At 63.0% G+C, this 19,657-nt stretch carries 16 protein-coding genes; 10 read left to right on the plus strand and 6 right to left on the minus strand.

Annotated features, from left to right (window positions below; translation table 11 throughout):
* The 4 genes from HGO38_RS29250 to HGO38_RS29265 all read right to left on the minus strand — a co-directional run bounded on the left by HGO38_RS29250 (position 1) and on the right by HGO38_RS29265 (position 4,813).
* Positions 1 to 1,128 carry an ABC transporter substrate-binding protein gene (locus HGO38_RS29250; RefSeq protein WP_250959313.1) on the minus strand — a complete coding sequence of 376 codons (1,128 nt, stop codon included), beginning with the start codon at positions 1,126 to 1,128 and terminating at the stop codon, positions 1 to 3.
* A gap of 151 nt (positions 1,129 to 1,279) precedes the next feature.
* Positions 1,280 to 2,092, minus strand: a complete 813-nt coding sequence (locus HGO38_RS29255; RefSeq protein ID WP_250959314.1) for a shikimate dehydrogenase family protein — start codon at positions 2,090 to 2,092, stop codon at positions 1,280 to 1,282.
* Positions 2,093 to 2,201: 109 nt separating this feature from the next.
* The gene (locus HGO38_RS29260; protein ID WP_250959315.1) at positions 2,202 to 3,086 is read right to left on the minus strand and encodes an NAD-dependent epimerase/dehydratase family protein; all 885 of its coding nucleotides are present in this window, start codon (positions 3,084 to 3,086) and stop codon (positions 2,202 to 2,204) included.
* On the minus strand, positions 3,083 to 4,813 hold the full coding sequence (locus HGO38_RS29265; protein ID WP_250959316.1) for an FAD-dependent oxidoreductase: 1,731 nt from the start codon (positions 4,811 to 4,813) through the stop codon (positions 3,083 to 3,085). Before HGO38_RS29265 ends, HGO38_RS29260 begins: the two co-directional genes overlap by 4 nt.
* A gap of 139 nt (positions 4,814 to 4,952) precedes the next feature.
* Between HGO38_RS29265 and HGO38_RS29270 the strand changes: the two genes are divergently transcribed.
* The 6 genes from HGO38_RS29270 (at position 4,953) to HGO38_RS29295 (ending at position 12,335) form a co-directional block, all read left to right on the plus strand.
* Positions 4,953 to 6,050: a Gfo/Idh/MocA family protein gene (locus HGO38_RS29270; RefSeq protein WP_250959317.1), complete on the plus strand. Its 1,098-nt coding sequence runs from the start codon at positions 4,953 to 4,955 to the stop codon at positions 6,048 to 6,050.
* The gene (locus HGO38_RS29275) at positions 6,047 to 6,883 is read left to right on the plus strand and encodes an IclR family transcriptional regulator (protein ID WP_250959318.1); all 837 of its coding nucleotides are present in this window, start codon (positions 6,047 to 6,049) and stop codon (positions 6,881 to 6,883) included. Before HGO38_RS29270 ends, HGO38_RS29275 begins: the two co-directional genes overlap by 4 nt.
* A 59-nt stretch (positions 6,884 to 6,942) precedes the next feature.
* Entirely contained in the window at positions 6,943 to 8,685 is a 1,743-nt protein-coding gene (locus tag HGO38_RS29280) for an FAD-dependent oxidoreductase (protein WP_250959319.1), read from the plus strand.
* Positions 8,682 to 9,293, plus strand: coding sequence for an NIPSNAP family protein (locus HGO38_RS29285; protein ID WP_250959320.1), 612 nt, complete (start codon positions 8,682 to 8,684; stop codon positions 9,291 to 9,293). Before HGO38_RS29280 ends, HGO38_RS29285 begins: the two co-directional genes overlap by 4 nt.
* A gap of 2 nt (positions 9,294 to 9,295) precedes the next feature.
* Entirely contained in the window at positions 9,296 to 10,114 is an 819-nt protein-coding gene (locus HGO38_RS29290) for a sugar phosphate isomerase/epimerase family protein (protein ID WP_250959321.1), read from the plus strand.
* Between the two features lie 967 nt (positions 10,115 to 11,081).
* Positions 11,082 to 12,335: an acyl-CoA dehydrogenase family protein gene (locus HGO38_RS29295; RefSeq protein ID WP_250959322.1), complete on the plus strand. Its 1,254-nt coding sequence runs from the start codon at positions 11,082 to 11,084 to the stop codon at positions 12,333 to 12,335.
* Positions 12,336 to 12,429: 94 nt separating this feature from the next.
* Here HGO38_RS29295 and HGO38_RS29300 read toward each other — a convergent pair whose 3' ends face one another.
* Both HGO38_RS29300 and HGO38_RS29305 read right to left on the minus strand, forming a co-directional pair.
* A complete protein-coding gene (locus HGO38_RS29300; protein ID WP_250959323.1) occupies positions 12,430 to 13,365 on the minus strand; it encodes a helix-turn-helix domain-containing protein in 936 nt (311 codons plus the stop codon).
* A 110-nt stretch (positions 13,366 to 13,475) separates the two neighbouring features.
* Complete coding sequence (locus tag HGO38_RS29305; protein ID WP_250959324.1) at positions 13,476 to 14,369, minus strand: helix-turn-helix domain-containing protein; 894 nt, start codon at positions 14,367 to 14,369, stop codon at positions 13,476 to 13,478.
* Between the two features lie 189 nt (positions 14,370 to 14,558).
* Here HGO38_RS29305 and HGO38_RS29310 point away from each other — a divergent pair, with 189 nt between their 5' ends.
* The 4 genes from HGO38_RS29310 to moaA are packed head-to-tail and all read left to right on the plus strand — an operon-like array spanning position 14,559 to position 19,377.
* Positions 14,559 to 16,685, plus strand: a complete 2,127-nt coding sequence (locus HGO38_RS29310) for a molybdopterin-containing oxidoreductase family protein (protein WP_250959325.1) — start codon at positions 14,559 to 14,561, stop codon at positions 16,683 to 16,685.
* A gap of 36 nt (positions 16,686 to 16,721) precedes the next feature.
* The gene (locus tag HGO38_RS29315; protein WP_250959326.1) at positions 16,722 to 17,027 is read left to right on the plus strand and encodes a ferredoxin family protein; all 306 of its coding nucleotides are present in this window, start codon (positions 16,722 to 16,724) and stop codon (positions 17,025 to 17,027) included.
* Positions 17,024 to 18,364, plus strand: coding sequence for an FAD-dependent oxidoreductase (locus tag HGO38_RS29320; RefSeq protein WP_250959327.1), 1,341 nt, complete (start codon positions 17,024 to 17,026; stop codon positions 18,362 to 18,364). Before HGO38_RS29315 ends, HGO38_RS29320 begins: the two co-directional genes overlap by 4 nt.
* Entirely contained in the window at positions 18,364 to 19,377 is a 1,014-nt protein-coding gene (gene moaA, locus HGO38_RS29325; RefSeq protein ID WP_250959328.1) for a GTP 3',8-cyclase MoaA, read from the plus strand. The genes HGO38_RS29320 and moaA overlap by 1 nt, the downstream gene beginning before the upstream one ends.
* Positions 19,378 to 19,657: the final 280 nt, after the last annotated feature.

Genomic DNA, 19,657 nt, shown 5'->3' on the forward strand with positions numbered 1-19,657 from the left:
TCAGTTCGGGGGCAGGATGGCGTCGACCACCTGCTTGCCGTTCTCGACCTTCACGATGAAGCTCTCGCGGGACATTTCGCCGGTCTCATCCCAGCTCACGTCCATGAGAACGCCGGGATATTCGGAGGTCTTCAGTGTCAGGCCATGCAGCTTTTCGGCTATGGCCTTGCTATCAGGGCTTCCGACCATCTCGGTGACGTATTTGAGCGTCCAGGCGGCCGTGTAGCCCTTGATGGCGTTGTGGTCCGGCGTGTACTTGAACTTGGTCTTGAAGCGTTCGACCATTTCCGTCAGCGCCGGAATGTCGGCATCGGGCGTCAGGCCGACATGGCCCATGGCGCCGTTGGCAGCATCGCCGGCAAGCTCGATCACCTTGTGGCCGATCAGCGTGGTCTCGCCGACCAGCGGCTTGTCGAGACCCTGCTTGCGGGCCTCGCGCAGGAAGCGGGCGCTTTCCTCCTCGGTATAATAGACGAAAAAGGCTTCGGCACCGGACGTCTTCAGCTTCAGGACGTCGGCGGAGAAATCGGCCTGTGCCTGTTCGGAAGGGACATCGACGACGATCTCAAGGCCGGCTTTCTGGGCTTCGTCGATGAAGGCCTGATGGCCGCCCTTGCCGAATTCGGTATTCGCCCAGGCCACGCCGACCTTCTTCACGCCCATCTTCTCGACCATGTATTTGACGAGTTTTGGCACGCCCTTCTGGGAACCGAAAGCGGTGCGGAAGATGTAGGGATTGCCCTTGGCGGTGATCGAGGGCGCTTCCGAGCCGGTAAACTGCGGAATGCCATACTGCTTGGCGACCATCATGTTCACCACGGTCGACGAGGAGAACACCGTGCCGGTGATGGCATAGATGCCGTCGTCAATCGCCTTCTGCACCATGGCGCGTGAAACCTGCGGATCGGTCTGGCTGTCATATTCGAGAACGCTGACCGGCTCCTTGAGAATGCCGCCCGCGGCATTGATCTCTTCGAAGCCCATCTCCACGCCGTCGCGGAAGTTGGTGCCGGCGGCAGCGCCCGGTCCGGACAGTTCCACGATCGAACCGATCTTCAGTTCGGCCAACGCCGGTGCGGTAGTGCAGGCCACCAGAATTGCGGCTGTAGAAAGCAGTTTCCTGATCATCATATTCCTCCCGTGAATGATCGTGTCAAATCCGATAGCGGTCCTCATGACGGCTTCTCGGAACGCGGTCGCCCCGAACTCCTCCCGGCGCGCGCGCGATTTCTCTCAATCCCTGTCCACCGATGCGATCTCCGCATCGGCAGTTGATCCGTCATGCTTCGATCGAGCGCACGCCCATCAGCAGCTCGGCAAGCAGGGTGGCCTGCGCGTCGAACATTCCCGATCCCGGCATGGTGCCGCATCCAACAGCCCTTGCGGCGGCAATCAGCGGCGGCACGGCAGGGCGCGTCACCACATCGGCAACGAACTGCCCCGATGTCAGAAATTCTGTCTGGACGGGCAGGAGGTCGCCCTCGCGCATGCCGAGCGGCGTTGCATTGGCGACCAGCGCAAAGCCGCGCGGGTCCGTGCTGCCGGCGCGGGCCTTGCCCGGAAAGGCTTCGTTCAGCCGGGCAAGAAGCGCATCACGCTTTGCCGCGTCGATATCGTGGAGCGCAAGTTCGGAGGCGCCGCGCGCGAGGATTTCGTAGGCGATGGCGGAACCCGCCCCGCCTGCGCCGACCAGCAGCGCCGGCTTGCCGGAAACGTCGAAACCTTCCGCCGCGATGCCATCCAGGTAGCCATGGCCGTCAGTCGCGTCGCCGATCCACTCGTTGCCGTCGCGGATCATGATGTTGACCGCACCCGAGGCCCTGGCGCGGGCCGAAACGCGGGCGCAGAAGGCAAGGCAGGCGACCTTGTGGGGAACGGTGACGATGATGCCATCGACATTGCGCATGGCATTCGCCTGCGTTAGCCAGCCCGGCAGGTCCTTCGGCAGGATATCGATCGGCACGACCATGCCGTTGAAACCCTTGTCCGCCATGATCCCGCTCAAGGATGTGGGCGATTTTACCTGTCCGATCGGATGGCCGACGATCGGAAAGATCCGGGTCTCTCCGTCGACCTTCAACTGCTGCGTCATGCTTTCCTCCCAAGGCGCGGGCCAACGCTCGCCCGGCCGCTTCGATTGTAGACAGAACCACGGTCCCCACTAACGGGAAATGGATGATGGGGCTGAAACATTGGACTATTCATTGAACGGCACTTGCTGCGAGCTCGGCCAGCGTCTGCGCAATGCCCGCAGAAATTCCCGTCGAGGGCTGCGCGCCGAGAAAGGCCGGCACCGGATCGGAGGCCAGATCGGCGGGAATGCGCAGCGGCTTGCCGCTGACGGCAATGCCGTTCCAGCCGGTCTGGCGAGCGAGCTCGCTGACGAAATCTCCCATCTCGGCGGTATCGCCTGCCATGGTCAGAACGGTCGCGCCCCTCAACTGCCCGGTCATGGCCGCCGTCAGCATGCGCGCCACGTCATCCACATGGACGAAGCCGACGCGGCCGGAAAAGCCGATTTCCGCTGGTTTTCCGGCCACCGAAGCGGCAATCGCAATCGAGGGGCCGGCGGCGATCCCGGCGCTGATGCCGGGGCCGTAAACGATATAGGGGCGCAGTCCGAGGCTCGGTACGCCGTAATCAAGATGCCAGGCCCGCGCCACGCCCTCGATGGCGAGCTTGGTGGCGCCATAGACCGTCATCGGTCGCGGATGAACCGCGTCCCCAGGGCCGAAGACACCCGCCGTGCTGAGATAGGCGATCGGCAGCCGGGCCGCTTTCGCCGCCTCGAAGACATTGATGCTGCCGATCAGGTTGACCCGCGTGGCGAGCGCCGGATCGCGGGCGCAATCGACCGTCATCAGGCCGACGAGATGGACGATACCGTTGCATTGCTTCGCCGCTGTGCAAACGGCAGTTGCATCGGTGATGTCGCCGAAGACGATCTCGACATTGGCGGCGAGCGGCAGAAGCTCGGGGCGTGGCACCAGGTCGAAGATCCGCACCTGATGGCCGGCATTCAGCAACGCTGCGACCGTCCGGAGACCGACGAAGCCAGCGCCGCCGGTGACGAGGATCCGGCTCATGCCGCCTCTCCCCGGCGGGTCACCGCCGCCCGCTGAGCCGCATGGCGGGCCGCGATGGCGCCGAAGACGATGGCCGGGCCGATGGTGATGCCGGGTCCGGGATAGACGCCGCCCATGATCGACTGGAGATCGTTGCCGCAGGCATAGAGCCCTTCGATGACGGAACCGTCCTCCCGAAGAAGACGGGCGTTCTCGTCGCCCACCAGACCCATCGCCGAGCCGATATCACCCGGCCACAGCTTTACGGCATAATAGGGTGCGGTCCCAAGCGCGCCGAGCGTCGGGTTTGGCCCGTGGGCCGGGTCGCCGTTCGCCTTTTCATAGATGGTCGTGCCGCGGGCGAAATCGGCGTCGATACCGGTCTTCGCATAGGTGTTCATGCGGGCGACGCTGTCCTTCAGGCCGTTCGCATCGATGTCGAGCTTGCGGGCCAGTTCGTCCAGCGTCGCGCCTTCCGTCAGGTAGCCGTCGGCGAGGTAGGGCTTGATGTTGGCGCCGCCCGGCCGGATCATGCCCATGCCGTAGGTCTTCAGCGCCCTCGCATCAGCGATCAGATAGGTCGGCACATGGCTGCCGTCGCTGTTGGTCGCATACATGGCCGAGACGAACTGGTGGTAGCTGATGCTTTCGTTGACGAAGCGCCGCCCGTCACGCCCGACCGAAATGATGCCCGGCTTGGACCGGTCGAAGACGAAGTGCGGGAAGACGGCCATGGAGCCATCCGGTCGACGGCGGTGCGACACCGGCGCCCAGAAGCAGGGCTGCGCCGAGGTGGTTCCGTGGTGAGCGCCAGCTGCAAAAGCGAGATCGTGCAGCGCGCCGGTATGGCCGGGTGCGGACGGACTGAATTCCGGCGCGGGATGTGGCAGCTTTTCTGTCCGCATCTTCGCATGCCGCGAAAAACCGCCGGATGCGAGCACGACGCCGCCCGTCACCGCGACCCGTTTATCGATGCCCTTCTGGCGCAGCATGACACCCGTCACACCATGCTTGTCCGTGGCGAATGCCGTCGTTTCCGTTTCGGTCAGGACGTCGACGCCGAGCTTGTTTGCGGTCAGCAGCATCCGACCGATCAGGGCATTGCCCATCAGAAGGCGGGGATCGCGGCCATGGCGCATCCTGCCGAGATAGTAGCGACCGATCAGCCGCGCCGAATAGGCCGCGGATTTTAGCGACCTGCCCATCTTCATCAGGTGAGCGATGTCGTCGCGATCGATCATCATGCCGCCGAGAATGGTGAATTCGGGGATCGGCGGGCGGATAAGCGCCAGATCGGCCCCCAGTTTGCCGGCGTCGAAAGGCGTGGGCTCCAACGCCCGGCCGAACGAGGTGGAGCCCTCCAGTTCATAGAGATAGTCCGGATGGAAGGGGCGAGGGCGAAAATGCACGTCCGTCCTGTTCTCCAGCGTTTCCACGACCTCCGGCCCAGCCGCAAGAAATGCTTCCCTGAGTGCCTTCGGGCTGCGGTTTCCGACCGCGCGGTCGAGAAAACCGGAGACCTTCTCGCGGCTGTCATCGGCGCCGATAGCGTGCGAATGGCGGGTGAGCGGTATCCATGTGGTCGCGGCGGAAAAGGCCGACGTTCCGCCCAGGAATTCCGTCCGCTCGACCAGCAGGACGCGCATGCCCTCAAGCGCTGCAAAGACAGCGGCGGACATGCCGCCGGCACCGGCGCCGAGCACGACAACATCATAGGTCTGCCCGACCTCAGCCAACGCTTTTCGCATGCGGTTCTCCTCCCCGAGTCCCAAACAAGTGCCGTTCTGGATCTGACAATTGCAAAAAGTGGAAAATGATTCAAGAATAAAATATAGTTCCATTTTCTTTTTCTGTCTGCTATTCGTCAAAGCAGGATCGGGAGAGCACATGCCGCATATCATCGACATCGCCATCATCGGCGCAGGCGCCATCGGTCGCACACACATCGCTACGCTGGCGCGTATGCCGGGGTTTCGCCTGTCTGCGATCGTCGATCCGATGCCGTCGGGCGCAAGCCTGGGAACCTCGCTTGGCCTGCCGGTTTTTCCGAATACGGCGACCCTGATTGATTCGGGAGTGGCTAAGGCTGCGATCGTCGCAACGCCCAACGAGACTCATCTTCCGGTGTCCGAAGCGCTGCTGCGGGCCAAAATTCCTGTGCTTCTGGAAAAGCCCGTGGCGGATAGCCTTGCCTCCGCCATTCGCCTGATTGCGGTTGCCGGAGAAACTGGCGTTCCCCTGCTCGTCGGCCATCATCGGCGGCATAATCCGATTATCCGCAAGGCGCGTGAGGCGATCCGGGCGGGCAGACTCGGCGATCTCGTCATGGCGACGGTCACCTGTTCACTGGCGAAACCTGCCTCCTATTTCGAGGCGGCATGGCGCCGCACACCCGGTGCTGGCGGACCGCTTCTCATCAATCTCGTTCACGAAATCGACCTTCTCCGGCACTTTTTCGGCGAAATTTCCACGGTTCAGGCCATTGCCAGCAACAGGCACCGGGGATTTGGCGTGGAGGACACGGCAGCGGTCTGCCTGACCTTCGCCGGCGGCGGACTTGCGACGCTCTGCATCTCGGATGCGGCGACGGGCCCCTGGGCCTGGGACCTGACGGCCGGCGAAAACATGGTGCGTTTTCCGGCCCATCCCGTGACCGCACACCATTATGCCGGCAGCCGCGCCGGCCTTTCCCTGCCGGACCTGACGCTTTGGGAGCCGGAAGGCGAACCGGATTGGACGAAAAAGCTGCGCCCCACGACGCTCGCCGTCGAACCCGCCGATCCCTATGAAGCCCAGCTTGCCCATTTCGCCCATCTGATCCGCGAGGGCGGCGCGCCGCTCGTCTCGGTGCGAGATGCGACGGCAAACCTCATCGTGCTCGATGCGATCGTCAGGGCGGCGGAAACCGGACACGCGGTTTCGGTTGACCTTGCGCCTCTGGATGGCATTAGTGGAACCGTATTCAACAACGGAAGCGGTCCATGAGCAGCGTCCTCGAAAAATCCCTCGCCATCATCGAGCTCCTTGTAGATCACCCGACCGGGTTGCCCGTCTCGGCCATAGCATCGGCAATCGACCAGCCCGTCAGCGGCGTGCATCGCACACTGCAGGAACTGGGGCGGCTCGGCTATGTACGGCAGGTGCAGGCGCAGGGCGACTACGCCCTGACGATCAAGCTGCCAGCCATGGGGCTCGGTTTCCTCGGCCGCGCCGGCATCACCGATATCGCGCAGCCGATTCTGGATGTACTGGCGGCACGCTCGGGCGAATTGATCCGCCTTTCGGTCATCGATGGCGACCGGCTGATCTGGGTGGCCGTGGCGCAAGGCGCGACCCGCGGCCTGCGCTACGATCCGGGGCAGGAACAGGGCGTGGTCGTACACTTGGCCAGTTCCTCGGGCGGCAAGGCATGGCTCTCGACGATGAGCGATGAGGAGGCGCTTTCGCGGGTGGCCGCGCAAGGCCTGTTGCGACAGGCGGAAGGCACCGGGCCGAATGCGCCGCGCAGCCTGACGCTGCTTCTCGAACAATTGGCGGAAGCCCGCGCTCGCGGCTACGCCACGGCGGTCGACAGCTACATCGCGGGCATGGCCGCGATGGCGGTGCCTGTCCGCTACCACTCGAACGGCCCTGTTCTCGGGTGTCTTTCCATCGCCGGCCCGGCGGTGCGCATGACGGCCGAGCGCATGGCGGAACTGGCTCCGACGCTACAGGCATCGGTGGCAGAACTGGGAGAGGCGGCCGCTGGGTCGCAGTATTTTCAAGCAATCGTGAAGGCCGTGGAACCGGCTCCCACGACGGATCGCAAGACCGCGTAAGCGTTCTGCCGTTCCATCGCAGGGATGTCCCTTCGCCGCGTGCCCTTGAGCGGGGATGAATGGAACGGCAATCGATACGCACCCTCGGGTGCGATGTACTGGTCATCGGTTCGGGCGCGGCAGGACTGGCCACCGCGGTGACTGCGGGGCATTTCGGCCTCAAGGTCGTGGTGGCAGAAAAGGAAGCGGTGTTCGGCGGCACCTCGGCCTGGTCGGGCGGCTGGCTGTGGATCCCGCGCAATCCGCTGGCGCGGGCGGCAGGGATCGAAGAGACCCCCGAAGGGCCGATGGAATATCTGCGCAGCGAGCTCGGAAACCGCGCCTCCGACCCTCGTCTTTCCACCTTTCTCCGCAACGGACCGGAGATGGTTTCCTTCTTCGCCGAGCACACCGCCGTCCGCTGGATCGACGGCAATCGCGTGCCGGATTTCCATGAGACGCCCGGCGCGACGAAGGGCGGCCGCTCGGTTTCGGCCCTGCCTTACGACGGGCGCGGACTGGGCGAATGGGTGAAGAAGCTGCGGCCGCCGCTCGATGTCGCGAGCCCCTTCGGCATGGGGATCGCGAGCGGCGCGGACATGGCGCATTTCTTCAACGCTTCGCGAAAGCCGGGCTCGGCCTTGCACGCGGTTAATCGCCTCGCCCGACATTTCCGCGACCTCGTGGTCCATCACCGGGGCATGCATCTCGTCAACGGCAACGCGCTCGTCGCCCGGCTGATGCGTTCGGCGCTCGATCTCTCCGTCACCCTGATCGACAGCGCCCCCGCGATCGAACTCATCCGCGACGGCGACCGCGTCACCGGTGCGCGCCTTGCCACGCCCGGCGGAGACACGGTGGTGCAGGCTGCGCGCGGCGTGGTGCTGGCAACCGGCGGCTTTCCGCACGATCCCGCCCGGCTCGATGCGCTGGCCACCCAGGCAGGTGGAGGGCAGGGGCATTTTTCCGCCGCCCCCCGCAGCAATACGGGGGATGGCTTGCGGCTTGGGGAAGAGGCCGGCGGCGCGGTGGCGGACGATCTCGCCTCGTCCGTGGCGCTCGCTCCGGTCTCGGTGGTGCCGCGCCCGGATGGAATGGCCGCGCATTTCCCCCATCTCGTGGAACGTGCCAAGCCCGGCATCATTGCGGTGACCCCGGAGGGTCGGCGCTTCGTCAACGAGGCGGACAGCTATCACGACTTCATGAAGGCCCTGATCGCGGCGACGCCCTCGGGGCGTCTGCCGGTCACCTGGCTGATCGCGGACCACATGGCGCAGCGCCGCTGGGGCCTCGGCTGGGCGAACCCCTTCCCCTTCCCCGCCGGCCCCGCGATCCGTTCCGGCTATCTCAAGACCGGACGAACGCTTGGCGAACTTGCCCGCGCCTGCGGCATCGACGGACAGGCTCTCGAAGAGACCGTCCACACCTTCAACGGCTACGCGGCGCGTGGCGAAGACCCGGATTTCCATCGCGGCCGCTCGGTCTACAATCGGGTGCAGGGCGATGCTGCGCACCGCCCCAATCCGTCGCTTGCACCGCTCGACCGTGCACCGTTCTACGCGGTGAAGATCGTGCCCGGTTCGCTCGGTACCTTCGCAGGGCTCATCACCGATTCGGCGGCGCGGGTGCTCGATTGCGCGGGCAGGCCCGTGCCCGGCCTGTTTGCCGTCGGCAACGACATGTCCTCGGTCATGGGCGGAAACTATCCATCCGGCGGCATCACGCTCGGTCCGGGTATGACCTTCGGATACATCGCCGGCCGCATTCTGGCCGGCCAGCCCGTCGAGGGCATCGAAACGACTTCAAAGGAGGAAACGGCATGAACCTTTATGAACTTGCAACACTCGACACGGTAATTTTCGGCGCCGGCAAGGCAGCACCAGCCATCGAGGCCTGGGTGAAGGAAGGCAAGGGGCGTCTCAGCGGTGCCTGGGGCACCGATATCGGCACTTTGAACCGCGTGTTCGTGCTGCGCGCCTTCGATAGCCTCGAGGATCTCTATACCGAGCGCGAACGTGCGCTGCGCAGCGACAATCCCTTCGGCTGCGTCGAGCATCTCGTCTCGCTCGACATGCAGAGCTATCGCGCACTGGATTTCCTCCCGTCGGTCGAATCGGGCGCCTATGGCCCGATCTATGAATTCCGCACCTACCGGACGAAGATCAACGGCATCGTGCCGACCATGGGCAAGTGGGCCGACGTCGTGCCGGAGCGCGAGGCCTATTCCAGGCTGACGGTCGCCATGTACGGCCTCGACGGAGAGCCGCGCCTGACACAGATCTGGCCCTATGAAAGCCTAGCCGCCCGTTCGGAGGCACGCGCAAAATCCGTCGCCGACGGCAAATGGCCGCCGAAGGGCGGGCCGGACTGGCTGACGCCCGACATGACCAGCCAGATCGCCCTGCCGCTTTCCTTCTCGCCGCTGAAATGACCATGCACGCGCTGTCTCTCGCATTTCTCACGACCTTCGAGGTCGGTCCCGTCGAAGCCGTGCGCATCGCGGCGAAAGCCGGCTACCAGATGGTCGGCCTGCGCATCCTGCCCGCCGCAGCAAGCGGTGAGCCGGCCTATCCGCTGCTGACCGACAGACAGGTGCTGAGGGAGGTGCGCTCGGCGCTTGCCGATACCGGCGTCTCCGTCGGCGATGTCGAGATCATCCGCCTCAAGGCCGAAAACGACTGGGATCTCTTCGCCCGCTTCTGCGAACGCTGCGAAGCGCTCGACGCCCGGCATGTGCTGGTCGCCGGCGACGATACCGACCGGGCACGGCTCACCGAAAGCTTCGCCCGCTTCTGTGCGCTTGCCGGCCGTCACCGCCTGACCGCCGATCTGGAGTTCATGCCGTGGACCGCCGTTCCGGACCTGAAAACGGCACTTTCCGTCGTCGAGGCGGCAGGCCATGCAAATGGCGGCGTGCTGGTCGATGCCCTGCACTACGACCGGTCCGCCACCACGCTCGAGGAAATCGCGGCGCTGCCGCGCAGCCGGGTCAACTATGTCCAGTTCTGCGATGGGGCCCTGCCCTACGATCCGAGCGACGAGGGATTGATCCGCATCGCTCGGGGCGAGCGGCTGTTTCCCGGAGAGGGCGGCATCGATCTCGTCGGCCTTGCCCGCGCCATCCCTGCGGACGTGACCATCAGCGTCGAAATCCCGCATCGGGCGCTCGCCGAAAAGGTCGATGCGCTCGGCCGGGCAGAAATGGCCATTGCCGCGACGCGGGCCATGTTGAGGGCGGCAGGCCCTATATGATCGTCCGCGTCCGGCCGTTATCGCACGGCTGAGCTACGCTGATGCAGGGGACGTCCATCCCACCACGTCATGAGGTTTTGAGTCCGGAGTCGGCCACGCATTAAGCCCACGAACGGTGAACCCAAAGACGGTAGAGATTTTTTTGGCAGCGATTCAAGGGCGATCCGCAGGATGCAGCACGAAACACACCTGCCTTTGTGCACGCTGTTCTGCGCTCGAATGCGATCACTTCGGCAAGAGGCTTTACATCATTCTGAAAATTTATGCAGGCTGCACTTGTAGATTAGAAATTGCGGGACCTGTTAATACGAGTGAGACACGTCGAGAGGGCAATCGCAGGGCAGCGAAATCCACCTCCGAAACTACGCCATTACCGCCGTTTGTATCCGTCATTCCCACTCCAATATTTTTCTCGCCTTAAGAGATTGATTTTCCTAATGAAAAGTTTCTTTGCGGCTCCCAGACCGTTACACGAGCCGTCAAAAAGTTAGTCTCTTGATTTTGCTAGGTTTTTAGGAGCCTCGGGACAGAAAAATTTCTTTGAACTATCGGCATCTATCGACCGATTAGCAGCGAGGCATTGATGGCAAAGGTCGAATCTAGAAGTACCGTCATAATCGGCAAAATCAATATACCCACTTCGATCCTGGATCGCTGGGATACCGGACTGGGATGGGGCAAAGTTAGAATACAGTAAGCGGGGCACCACCTTCATCGCCGTTTCTGACGAAAGGATCGAGCGAGGCAGGCCGATGTTCGCTTTGTGGTCTTCTATCGGATCCATGTCCGACAAAGCCCTTCCGACGAAAGCCGGCAGTTCCCTTACGGCCAAGTCTTCGGGCGCGGACAGTCAAGCCGGCCGCTTTTTCCGGTTCTATCCTTTCGGACGGTATGAACCGGCGTGAAAGCGCGAGAGACGCTGTGCCGCCATATCGATTGCTCCAATCCACCAGACAAGGGAACGTCAATGAGTATCAATTTCGCCTTGAACGCAGACCAGATCGCACTTCGCGACGGTGCGCGTACGTTTGCCAATACCGTGTTGAAGGATGTCCGCAAGACGATTGCGCAGTATGCGAGACCCGACGAACGCTTCTATGCCATCAAGCCGTTTTTCGACCAGGCCGTTGCGGCGGGTTTCGTGAAGACCCTGCTGCCCGAGGTCGCCGGCGGCTCGAATATCGCCACGCTGGATTTCGCGCTGGCGGCCGAAGAACTGACGACTGTCGATGTCAATATTCCAAGCGCCCTGTTCGGCACCGGCCTGTGCGTCAAGCCGGTCGCGATGTTTGGAACCGAGGAGCAGCAAAAGCGCCTTCTGACCGATTTCGCCGAGGATGGCACACGCCTCGGTGCGCTGGCCTTTACGGAAGTCACGGGCGGCGCAAACTTCGATTCCGCCGATCCGCGCTTCGGCGTGAAGACCGTGGCCACGCTGGAGGATGACGAATGGGTGATCAACGGCGAGAAGCACTACACAACGAACGGCACTGGCTGGGACGGCAAGAATTGCCACCTCTATGCCGTGCTGTGCCGCACCGACCTGTCCAAGAGCGCTCAGGATTCGCTTGCCGTGATCATGGTTCCCGGCAACACGCCGGGTGTGCGGGTTTCGGGCCGTCTCGACACGATCGGCCACAGGGCGACGATTTCTCCGCGGATGACCTTCGAGAATGTGCGGGTACCAGCGAACAATATTCTCGGGAAACCGGGTGATGGTATCAAGATCATTTCCACCAATTTTGCCTGGACCGCAGCCCTGATCGGCGCGGCCTGCGTCGGCGTCATGCGCGCGGCCTACGACCATGCACTGCAGTTTGCCCGCTCGGATGCCCGTTCCGGCCCGCATCCGATCATCGACTATCCGACCGTCGGCTATCAGCTCGCCGATATGAAGATGAAGATCGAGGCCTGCCGCTACCTGACGTGGAAAGCGTGCCATCAATACGATCAGTCCAAGGGCGCCGAGCATGAACTGGCGGTGATGACGAAGGTGTTCTGCTCCGAAACCTGCGTCAACGTCGTCTACGATGCCATGCGGGTGGTCGGCGTCGACAGCTACACCGACCTGCATCCCTTGGCTGACATGATGAATGACGCCATGTGCTTCCCGCTTTACGACGGCGGCAACATGGGCGCACGCCGGCGCAATCTGCACAGTATCATCAAGGATCCGAACTACAGTTCGCTGACGGCCCCCTACGCCACCTTCGGCGCCTGACAATCGTCCCGGCATCAACCGCCTCAGGCGATGATGCCTTGAACTCGAACGGTGCGGGGCAGCGCGTCGGCGGCTCCGCTCCAGGCTTGCCTTGTCACGGCCGGTAGTCCCGGGGTGTGATGCCGAAGCGACGGCGAAATGCCCTGCTGAAGTGAGACATGTCGTTGAAGCCGTAGCGGAAGGCGACCTCCGATATGGTCAGGCACGTCCCCCTGCCAATTTCGAAGGCGCAGCGCTCCAGCCTTTTGTTGAGAATGATCTGGCCGAAGGTCTCGCCGCTTCCCTGCAACAACTTGTGCAGGTAGCGTGGTGAGATCCCGAAATGCGCGGCGACCTTGGCCGGCGTGATGTGCGGATCGGCGAAATGGAGCTCGATATGGCGGAGCACCGCGTGGCGCAGCGGCGACCGGAAGCTCCGCTGCTGTTCCTTTCCCGGATCCGGTGCGGAAGCCCGAAGCGACATGGCGACCAGATCGAGAATGGTCTTTGTAAGGTCGATTGCGCTGTGGCGGAAGCTTTCCGGATTGCTGGCCACGGCTGAGAGAAAATCTACAACGATCCTGCCGACGGGAGTGCCGGCGCCGGCGGTTCGCACGGCAAGGTCCTGGCCGACATGGGCATCGAACACATGCTTGGGGATCTTGAAGGAATGTTGCGTCCAGCCGTCGCTGCCATAGTCCAGGAGAAAGGGCTCGGATGAATCGACAACGGTGAAGGTGCCGGGCGAGGTGACGGCGCTCCGGCGGCCCTGGCTGGCGCTGCAACTGCCGTCCACCTGCAGATTGAGAAAGCAATAGGCATCCGTGTCGCGACCAATGTCCCTTCTGGTGCGCGCGATCGTCTGCCTCACCGAGGAAATCGTCGAAATTCCGATGTCATCGAACGGATGATCGGTGACGGCACCTTGGAAAGCCAGTTGCGGCGCCTTTTCAGGGGCTAGTGTCACGTAGACCTTGCACAGGACATCCCTCCAGTAGCTGAAGCGCTCTGTGGCCCTGATCTCCGTCAAATCGAAAGACCTCGCGTGCATGACTTCCTGTTCCGGTTACGGCTCCTGTTTCTCGGCTCCATGGCAGGCTTTTGAGAGCTGCCCGGCCCAGCCGACAGCCACGGCAAGGCCGCAAAATTCGCTGTCGGTCCCTAGTGGCCGCGCATCTCGCTGCGGAATGTGTGCGGCGTCATGCCTGTCGAGTTCTTGAATGCGCGGGTGAAATTGGCGTGGGATGAGAAGCCCGCGGCGATGGCGACGTCGGCGACATTCCAGTTGTCATCGAGCAGTCTCTGCTTGGCGACAGCCATGCGCTTGTCATTGACGTAGGCATGGGGGCTCTTTCCCGTTGCATGTTTGAATGCGCGGGCAAAATGGGCGACACTCATGCAGGCGACGGCGGCCAGGTCGGCGACCGAAAACTCCTCGTCGAGGTGAAATTCGATATAATCCGTCACGCGTCTCATCCGCCGCGCGTCCAGCGCCCCCTCGCTGCTGCGCTTGCCCTGCTGGCGGGTGGAGGCCGTCGAATAAGAGCGGACAAGATGGGCGGAAAGGGAGACGGCCAGCATCTCGATCAATAGGCGGCCGGCCGCACTTTCCGTCGACATCTCCTGCAGGATCTGTCCCGCGGCAAATTCGATGAAGGGGTCCTGGTCGATGCTTTCGTACCGCAGTTCGATCGCCGCCGGATCGAGGTCGAACTCCTGCAGGATCGTCGAGGAGAAGGGCTGCCCCGGCAGGAAGAGATGAAGACAGTCGTCCATCCGCTCCGTCACCGATATGAACTCTTCCTCAATCCCGGCCGGACAGAGCCAGATGGTGCCGCGCCGGGCGACCGTGTGCTGCCGCATGCCGCCGCCGCGTCGATCCACGATGCTGCGTCCGTGCAGGAGGATGGCGATTTCGGTTTCCCGCGGCACGAGTGAGGGCAGTTCACCCGCTTCATGGCACCAGCGCTCGGCCAGAATATTGCGCCAACCGCTTGCGTTCGAGGTCTGGGTCATCGTGCCGGTAATGTATTTGTCGACGGAATGACCGAACATGGCTTCGCTCCGGTTCCATTTTGCCTGAGGTGAACAGAAGCAAATTCTGGACCAACCCGCCAAACAGCCAGTTTAGCAGGAATTGAATAGATAAACGCAGTTTTTGCTAACGCCAAACACCGCCCACTCGCTTCACATTGCCTAAAGTTGAAGCAATGCTTTTCAGAAGGCAAACCTTGGGAGTTGAAAATGGCTCGCACTACTGTTGTCGGCGCATGCCCGCATGACTGTCCGGACACCTGCTCCATCCTGACCACTGTCGAGGATGGGAAGGCTGTCGCTGTCCGCGGCAATCCGGATCACCCGTTTACGCGCGGTCGTCTTTGCGTGAAGGTCAACAACTACCAGGACCGCGTCTACAGCGACAAGCGCCTCTTGTATCCGATGCGCCGCACGGGCCCGAAGGGCAGCGGGCAATTCGAGCGCATCAGTTGGGATGATGCGATCGCGGAGATCGCGGCGCGTTTCAAGGACATCATTGCCACCGACGGCGCGCAGGCCATCCTGCCTTACAGCTATCTCGGTACGCAGGGCATTATCAACGGGCTCAATGTCGGCGATCCGCTGTTCAACAAGCTGGGCGCCAGCGTCAGCGAGCGCACCTTCTGCGATTCCGGTTCCTGCACCGCCTATATGATGACGATCGGCCATACGCCTGGCGTCGATCCGGAAGCCTTCATCCATTCGAAATACATAATCCTGTGGGCCTGCAACACGCTCAGCACCAATTCGCATCACTGGCCCTTTATCGAACAGGCCCGGAAGAACGGCGCCAAGCTGGTGGTCATCGATCCGGTGCGCACCCGCACAGCGCGCCTGGCGGACTGGCACATTCCCATCCGCCCCGGCACCGATTGCGCCCTGGCGCTGGCGATGATCCACATCATCATCAAGGAAGGGCTCATCGATCGCGACTACATCGATGCCCATACCGTCGGTTTTGCCGAGTTGGCGGAACGGGCCGAGCAATACACGCCCGAATTCGCGTCCGCCGAAACGGGCATTCCCGTGGAGGACATCTACGCGTTGACGCGGGAATATGCCACGACCGCGCCGGCCGTCGTGCGCATCGGCGTCGCTGTCGAACGCCATGCCGGCGGCGGCCAGACGGTGCGCGCCATCGCCTGCCTGCCGGCCCTGATCGGGGCCTGGAAGCATGTCGGCGGCGGGTTGCTGCAATTGCCGATCTGGGCCTTCCCGGTCAACTGGGGCGGAATGATGCGGCCCGATCTGCAGCCCGAGACCATGCGGGTCATCAATTCGTGGCAGCTCGGGCCAGCCTTGACCGGCGATATGCCGCTTGATCCACCAATCCGCTCGCTCTTCGTTTACAACGCCAATCCGATGGCGATGGTCAGCCAGCAGGAAAAGCTGGAGCAGGGGCTGGCACGCGACGATCTTTTCACCGTGGTCAGCGAGCATTTCATCACCGACACCGCCCGCTATGCCGATATCCTTCTGCCGGCGACCACCCAGTTGGAACAGAAGGACATCATGTTCTCCTGGGGGCATCTCTACCTCTCCTACAACAATCCGGCGATCGAGCCCCTGGGGGAGGCGGTGCCGAATACCGAGTTGTTCCGCCGGATCGCCCGCGCGCTCGATATCGATGACCCGTTCTTCCACCGCTCGGACGACGAGATGATCGAGCAGTCCATGGACTGGGAAAATCCGGTCATGGAGGGCATCACGCTCGAGGAGCTGAAGGAGAAGGGCTTCCTGCGTCTGAAGTTGCCGGCTGCCGGCGACTGGGCACCGCACCGCGACGGCAATTTTCCGACGCCGACAGGGAAATGCGAGTTCAAGTCCACGCTGGCCGATAACGGCAACTTCGTGGTTCCGTTGTTTCGCCAAGGCTACAACGGCGATCAGGCAGGCGACCCCGTCGATCCCTTGCCGCATTACATCAGGCCGAACGAGAGCCCGGCCAGCGCACCGGCGCTTGCGAAAAAATATCCGCTCAGCCTGATCTCGCCCAAGAGCCACGCGTTCCTCAATTCCAACTATGGCAACCTGCCGGCGCAACTTGCTCAGGCGGGCGAGGAGCAGGCGGTCATCCTTCATCCGGACGACGCGAACGCACGCGGGATAGAGGTGGGGGCGCCCATTCGCGTCTTCAACGATCGCGGTGTCTTCGAAGCTTTCGCCACCGTCTCCGAGGACGTGATGCGCGGCGTTGTGGTTGCGCCCGCCGGTTACTGGCAGCGATCAAACCGCCGGGGACCCACGGTCCATGCCCTGACGCCTCCCGCTTTCGCCGATCTGGGCCGTGCACCGACATTTTCGGATGTGCTGGTCGAGGTCGCCAGATCCTGACCGACAATTTTGCTTCCCTGAAGAGGTTTATTGAGAATGCCCTATGTCGTTACCGACCAATGCACCGGATGCCGCTATACGGAGTGCGTGACGGTGTGCCCCGTCGAATGTTTCCACATCGACGATGACATGACCTATATCGACCCCGACAACTGCATCGATTGCGGCGGCTGTGTCCCGGCCTGTCCGGTTGGCGCGATCCAGCCGTCCTACCTCCTGCCGCCCGACCAGCAGAAATGGATCGAGATCAACAAGCGTCGTTCCGCCGAAACGCCGGTTGTCAACACGCGCCTGGCGCCGCTTCCCGGCGCCGACGAGCGCAAGAGGGCGATGGGCCTATGACGGTGCCGCGCTATCGTGTTGCCATTGTCGGCGCCGGTCCGAGCGGGTTCTATGCCGCCGAAGCATTGCTGCGGTCGGACAAGGACATCGCGGTCGATCTGTTCGAGCGGCTGCCGGTGCCCTACGGTCTGGTCCGGTTCGGGGTCGCCCCCGATCATCCGAAGCTGAAGCAGGTCACCGCGGTGTTCGAGCGGATCGCGGCAATGCCCGGCTTTCGCTTTGTCGGCGGGGTGGAGATCGGTGTTGATATCGGCATTGATGACCTGCGCCGATCCTATCACGCGACGATCCTGGCAACTGGTGCCGCGCTGGGCCGCGACCTCGGCCTGCCGGGCGAAAATCTGCCCGGCACGCATCAGGCGAGCGACTTCGTCGGCTGGTACAATGGTCACCCGGATTACCGGGATCTGACCCTTGACTTCACCGGCGAGCAAGCGGTGGTTATCGGGCATGGCAATGTTGCCCTCGACGTGGCCCGAATCCTCGTTAAGACGCCGGACGAACTGCGCCATACCGATATTGCCGGGCACGCTCTCGAGGCGCTGGCCGAAAGCCGTATTCGCGAGGTGCATCTGGTGGGACGGGGCGGTCCGGCCGGGACACGCTTCTCCGCCAAGGAGCTGCAGGAGTTCGGGACGCTGGCCGATTGCGATCCGGGCGTAGATGCCGATGCCCTCGGCGTTGATCCATTTGCCCTGCCGCAGGCCGCGGACCCGGAACGGAAAATCGCCGTCGGCCTGCTTGAGGCATTCTCCCGCCACCCGGCGACGAAGAGCAAGCGCTGCCTGTTCCGCTTCCATCTCAATCCTGTTCGTTTCGAGGGAAATGAGCGGGTCAGCCGTGTGCACTTTCGTTCGGCCGCGGCGGGCGAGGGGATGGCGCAAGACGTGGCGATCGATACTGGCCTCGTCTTCTTGAGTGTGGGCAGGCGCAGTGCGCCGATCGCCGATGTTCCGTATGACGCCGCCCGCGGCGTCCACGCCAATGCCGGTGGCCGCGTCGGTGTCGAGGCAGAGGGCGTTCCGGGCCTTTATGCGTGCGGCTGGAGCAAGCGCGGTCCGCAGGGAACGATCGGCACAAATCGCGCCTGCGCGCTCGATACGGTGGAGAAGGTGCTGGCCGATATCGTATCTCTGCCCTCGCCACTCGCCGCCTCAGCGGACGATTTCGTTGCCTCAATCTGGGCGCGACAGGGCCAACGGCTCGATTTCGACGCCTGGCGTGCGATCGACATGGCGGAAGTGGCCCGTGGCCGGGCGCTGGGCAAGCCGCGCGAGAAGTTCGTGTCCGTTGCAGAGATGATGGCCGCGGCCACGGGAAGGGATATAGCGTGCTGATGGAACCCTCATCCGCCTGCGCGCTTGTCGACAGTTTCGGCCGCCGGGTGAGCTATCTGCGGCTGTCGGTGACGGACCGCTGCGACCTGCGCTGCGTCTATTGCATGTCGGAGCGCATGACCTTCATGCCGCGGAAGGACATTCTTTCGCTGGACGAACTGGCGCGTGTCGCCCACGCCTTCATCCGGGTGGGCGTGCGCAAGATACGCATTACCGGTGGCGAACCGCTTGTGCGCAAGGATGTCATCGAGCTCTTCCGCGATCTCTCGGCATGCCTGCAGGACGGACGCTTGCAGGAACTGACGCTGACCACCAACGGCACCCGCCTTGCCCGTTACGCCAGGGATCTGGCGCTTGCGGGCGTGCGGCGAGTCAACATATCCCTCGATACGCTTGATCCGCATCGTTTCGCAGCCTTGACCCGTGGCGGCTCCCTGGCAACCGTGCTCGAGGGGATCGACGCAGCGCAGGATGCCGGGCTGGCAATCAAGATCAATACGGTCGCGCTAAGCGGAAGCACGGAAGAGGAGATCGATGACCTGATCGCCTTCACGCACGGGCGCGGCATGGGCCTGACGCTGATCGAGACGATGCCCCTTGGAGAAACGGGGGAGGACCGGCTCGACCAGTATCTGCCGCTGGATCGCCTGCGCCGGCAGATAGAGGAGCGATGGTCGCTGACGGATATTGGCCTGCGTACCGGCGGCGGCCCGGCGCGTTATGCAAGGGTCGCCGAAACCGGCGGCACCATCGGCTTCATCACGCCGATGACGCATAATTTCTGCGAAAACTGCAATCGCGTGCGCGTGACCGCCGCAGGCGTGCTCCACACCTGTCTCGGCCAGAACGACGCGGCGGATCTGAAGGAGGCCATACGGTCTTCCTGTGACGACGGACTGCTGCTGGAGACGATCGCCCATGCGCTGAAGCATAAACCCAAGGGCCACGACTTCGTGCTGGATCGCGCATCTGTGCCGCAGATCGCCCGCCACATGTCGGCGACCGGGGGGTGATATTGCCAAAGAAATGGTGCTGCACCATCATAGTTCTATAGTGATGTCTGCAGCCCGAGAATATTGCGCTCGTCCTCACGCGATCGGACACCCGCCAACTCGCCTTGCCGACAGCATAGCCGCAATCGTGTCGAAGACGATTCGAGCGATCGAGGCAGCAGCATAGCTGGTCTAAAAAGTCCGGCGAGGTGAGCGTAGAGGGACCGCCGGCCTGTGGCATTTGCAAAAGTTCACACTGCTCAGACCTTCCACGAACCGCATCCAGATGAGGAGATAACCG

The sequence above is a fragment of the Rhizobium sp. CG5 genome (assembly GCF_023701945.1).
Classification (GTDB): Bacteria; Pseudomonadota; Alphaproteobacteria; order Rhizobiales; family Rhizobiaceae; genus Allorhizobium.

What these genes read in the sequence shown, in the direction of transcription:
- HGO38_RS29250 (WP_250959313.1), bottom strand. Translation starts at nt 1,128, where the DNA reads ATGATCAGGAAACTGCTTTCTACAGCCGCAATTCTGGTGGCCTGCACT.
- HGO38_RS29255 (WP_250959314.1), bottom strand. Translation starts at nt 2,092, where the DNA reads ATGACGCAGCAGTTGAAGGTCGACGGAGAGACCCGGATCTTTCCGATC.
- HGO38_RS29260 (WP_250959315.1), bottom strand. Translation starts at nt 3,086, where the DNA reads ATGAGCCGGATCCTCGTCACCGGCGGCGCTGGCTTCGTCGGTCTCCGG.
- HGO38_RS29265 (WP_250959316.1), bottom strand. Translation starts at nt 4,813, where the DNA reads ATGCGAAAAGCGTTGGCTGAGGTCGGGCAGACCTATGATGTTGTCGTG.
- HGO38_RS29270 (WP_250959317.1), top strand. Translation starts at nt 4,953, where the DNA reads ATGCCGCATATCATCGACATCGCCATCATCGGCGCAGGCGCCATCGGT.
- HGO38_RS29275 (WP_250959318.1), top strand. Translation starts at nt 6,047, where the DNA reads ATGAGCAGCGTCCTCGAAAAATCCCTCGCCATCATCGAGCTCCTTGTA.
- HGO38_RS29280 (WP_250959319.1), top strand. Translation starts at nt 6,943, where the DNA reads ATGGAACGGCAATCGATACGCACCCTCGGGTGCGATGTACTGGTCATC.
- HGO38_RS29285 (WP_250959320.1), top strand. Translation starts at nt 8,682, where the DNA reads ATGAACCTTTATGAACTTGCAACACTCGACACGGTAATTTTCGGCGCC.
- HGO38_RS29290 (WP_250959321.1), top strand. Translation starts at nt 9,296, where the DNA reads ATGCACGCGCTGTCTCTCGCATTTCTCACGACCTTCGAGGTCGGTCCC.
- HGO38_RS29295 (WP_250959322.1), top strand. Translation starts at nt 11,082, where the DNA reads ATGAGTATCAATTTCGCCTTGAACGCAGACCAGATCGCACTTCGCGAC.
- HGO38_RS29300 (WP_250959323.1), bottom strand. Translation starts at nt 13,365, where the DNA reads ATGCACGCGAGGTCTTTCGATTTGACGGAGATCAGGGCCACAGAGCGC.
- HGO38_RS29305 (WP_250959324.1), bottom strand. Translation starts at nt 14,369, where the DNA reads ATGTTCGGTCATTCCGTCGACAAATACATTACCGGCACGATGACCCAG.
- HGO38_RS29310 (WP_250959325.1), top strand. Translation starts at nt 14,559, where the DNA reads ATGGCTCGCACTACTGTTGTCGGCGCATGCCCGCATGACTGTCCGGAC.
- HGO38_RS29315 (WP_250959326.1), top strand. Translation starts at nt 16,722, where the DNA reads ATGCCCTATGTCGTTACCGACCAATGCACCGGATGCCGCTATACGGAG.
- HGO38_RS29320 (WP_250959327.1), top strand. Translation starts at nt 17,024, where the DNA reads ATGACGGTGCCGCGCTATCGTGTTGCCATTGTCGGCGCCGGTCCGAGC.
- moaA (WP_250959328.1), top strand. Translation starts at nt 18,364, where the DNA reads ATGGAACCCTCATCCGCCTGCGCGCTTGTCGACAGTTTCGGCCGCCGG.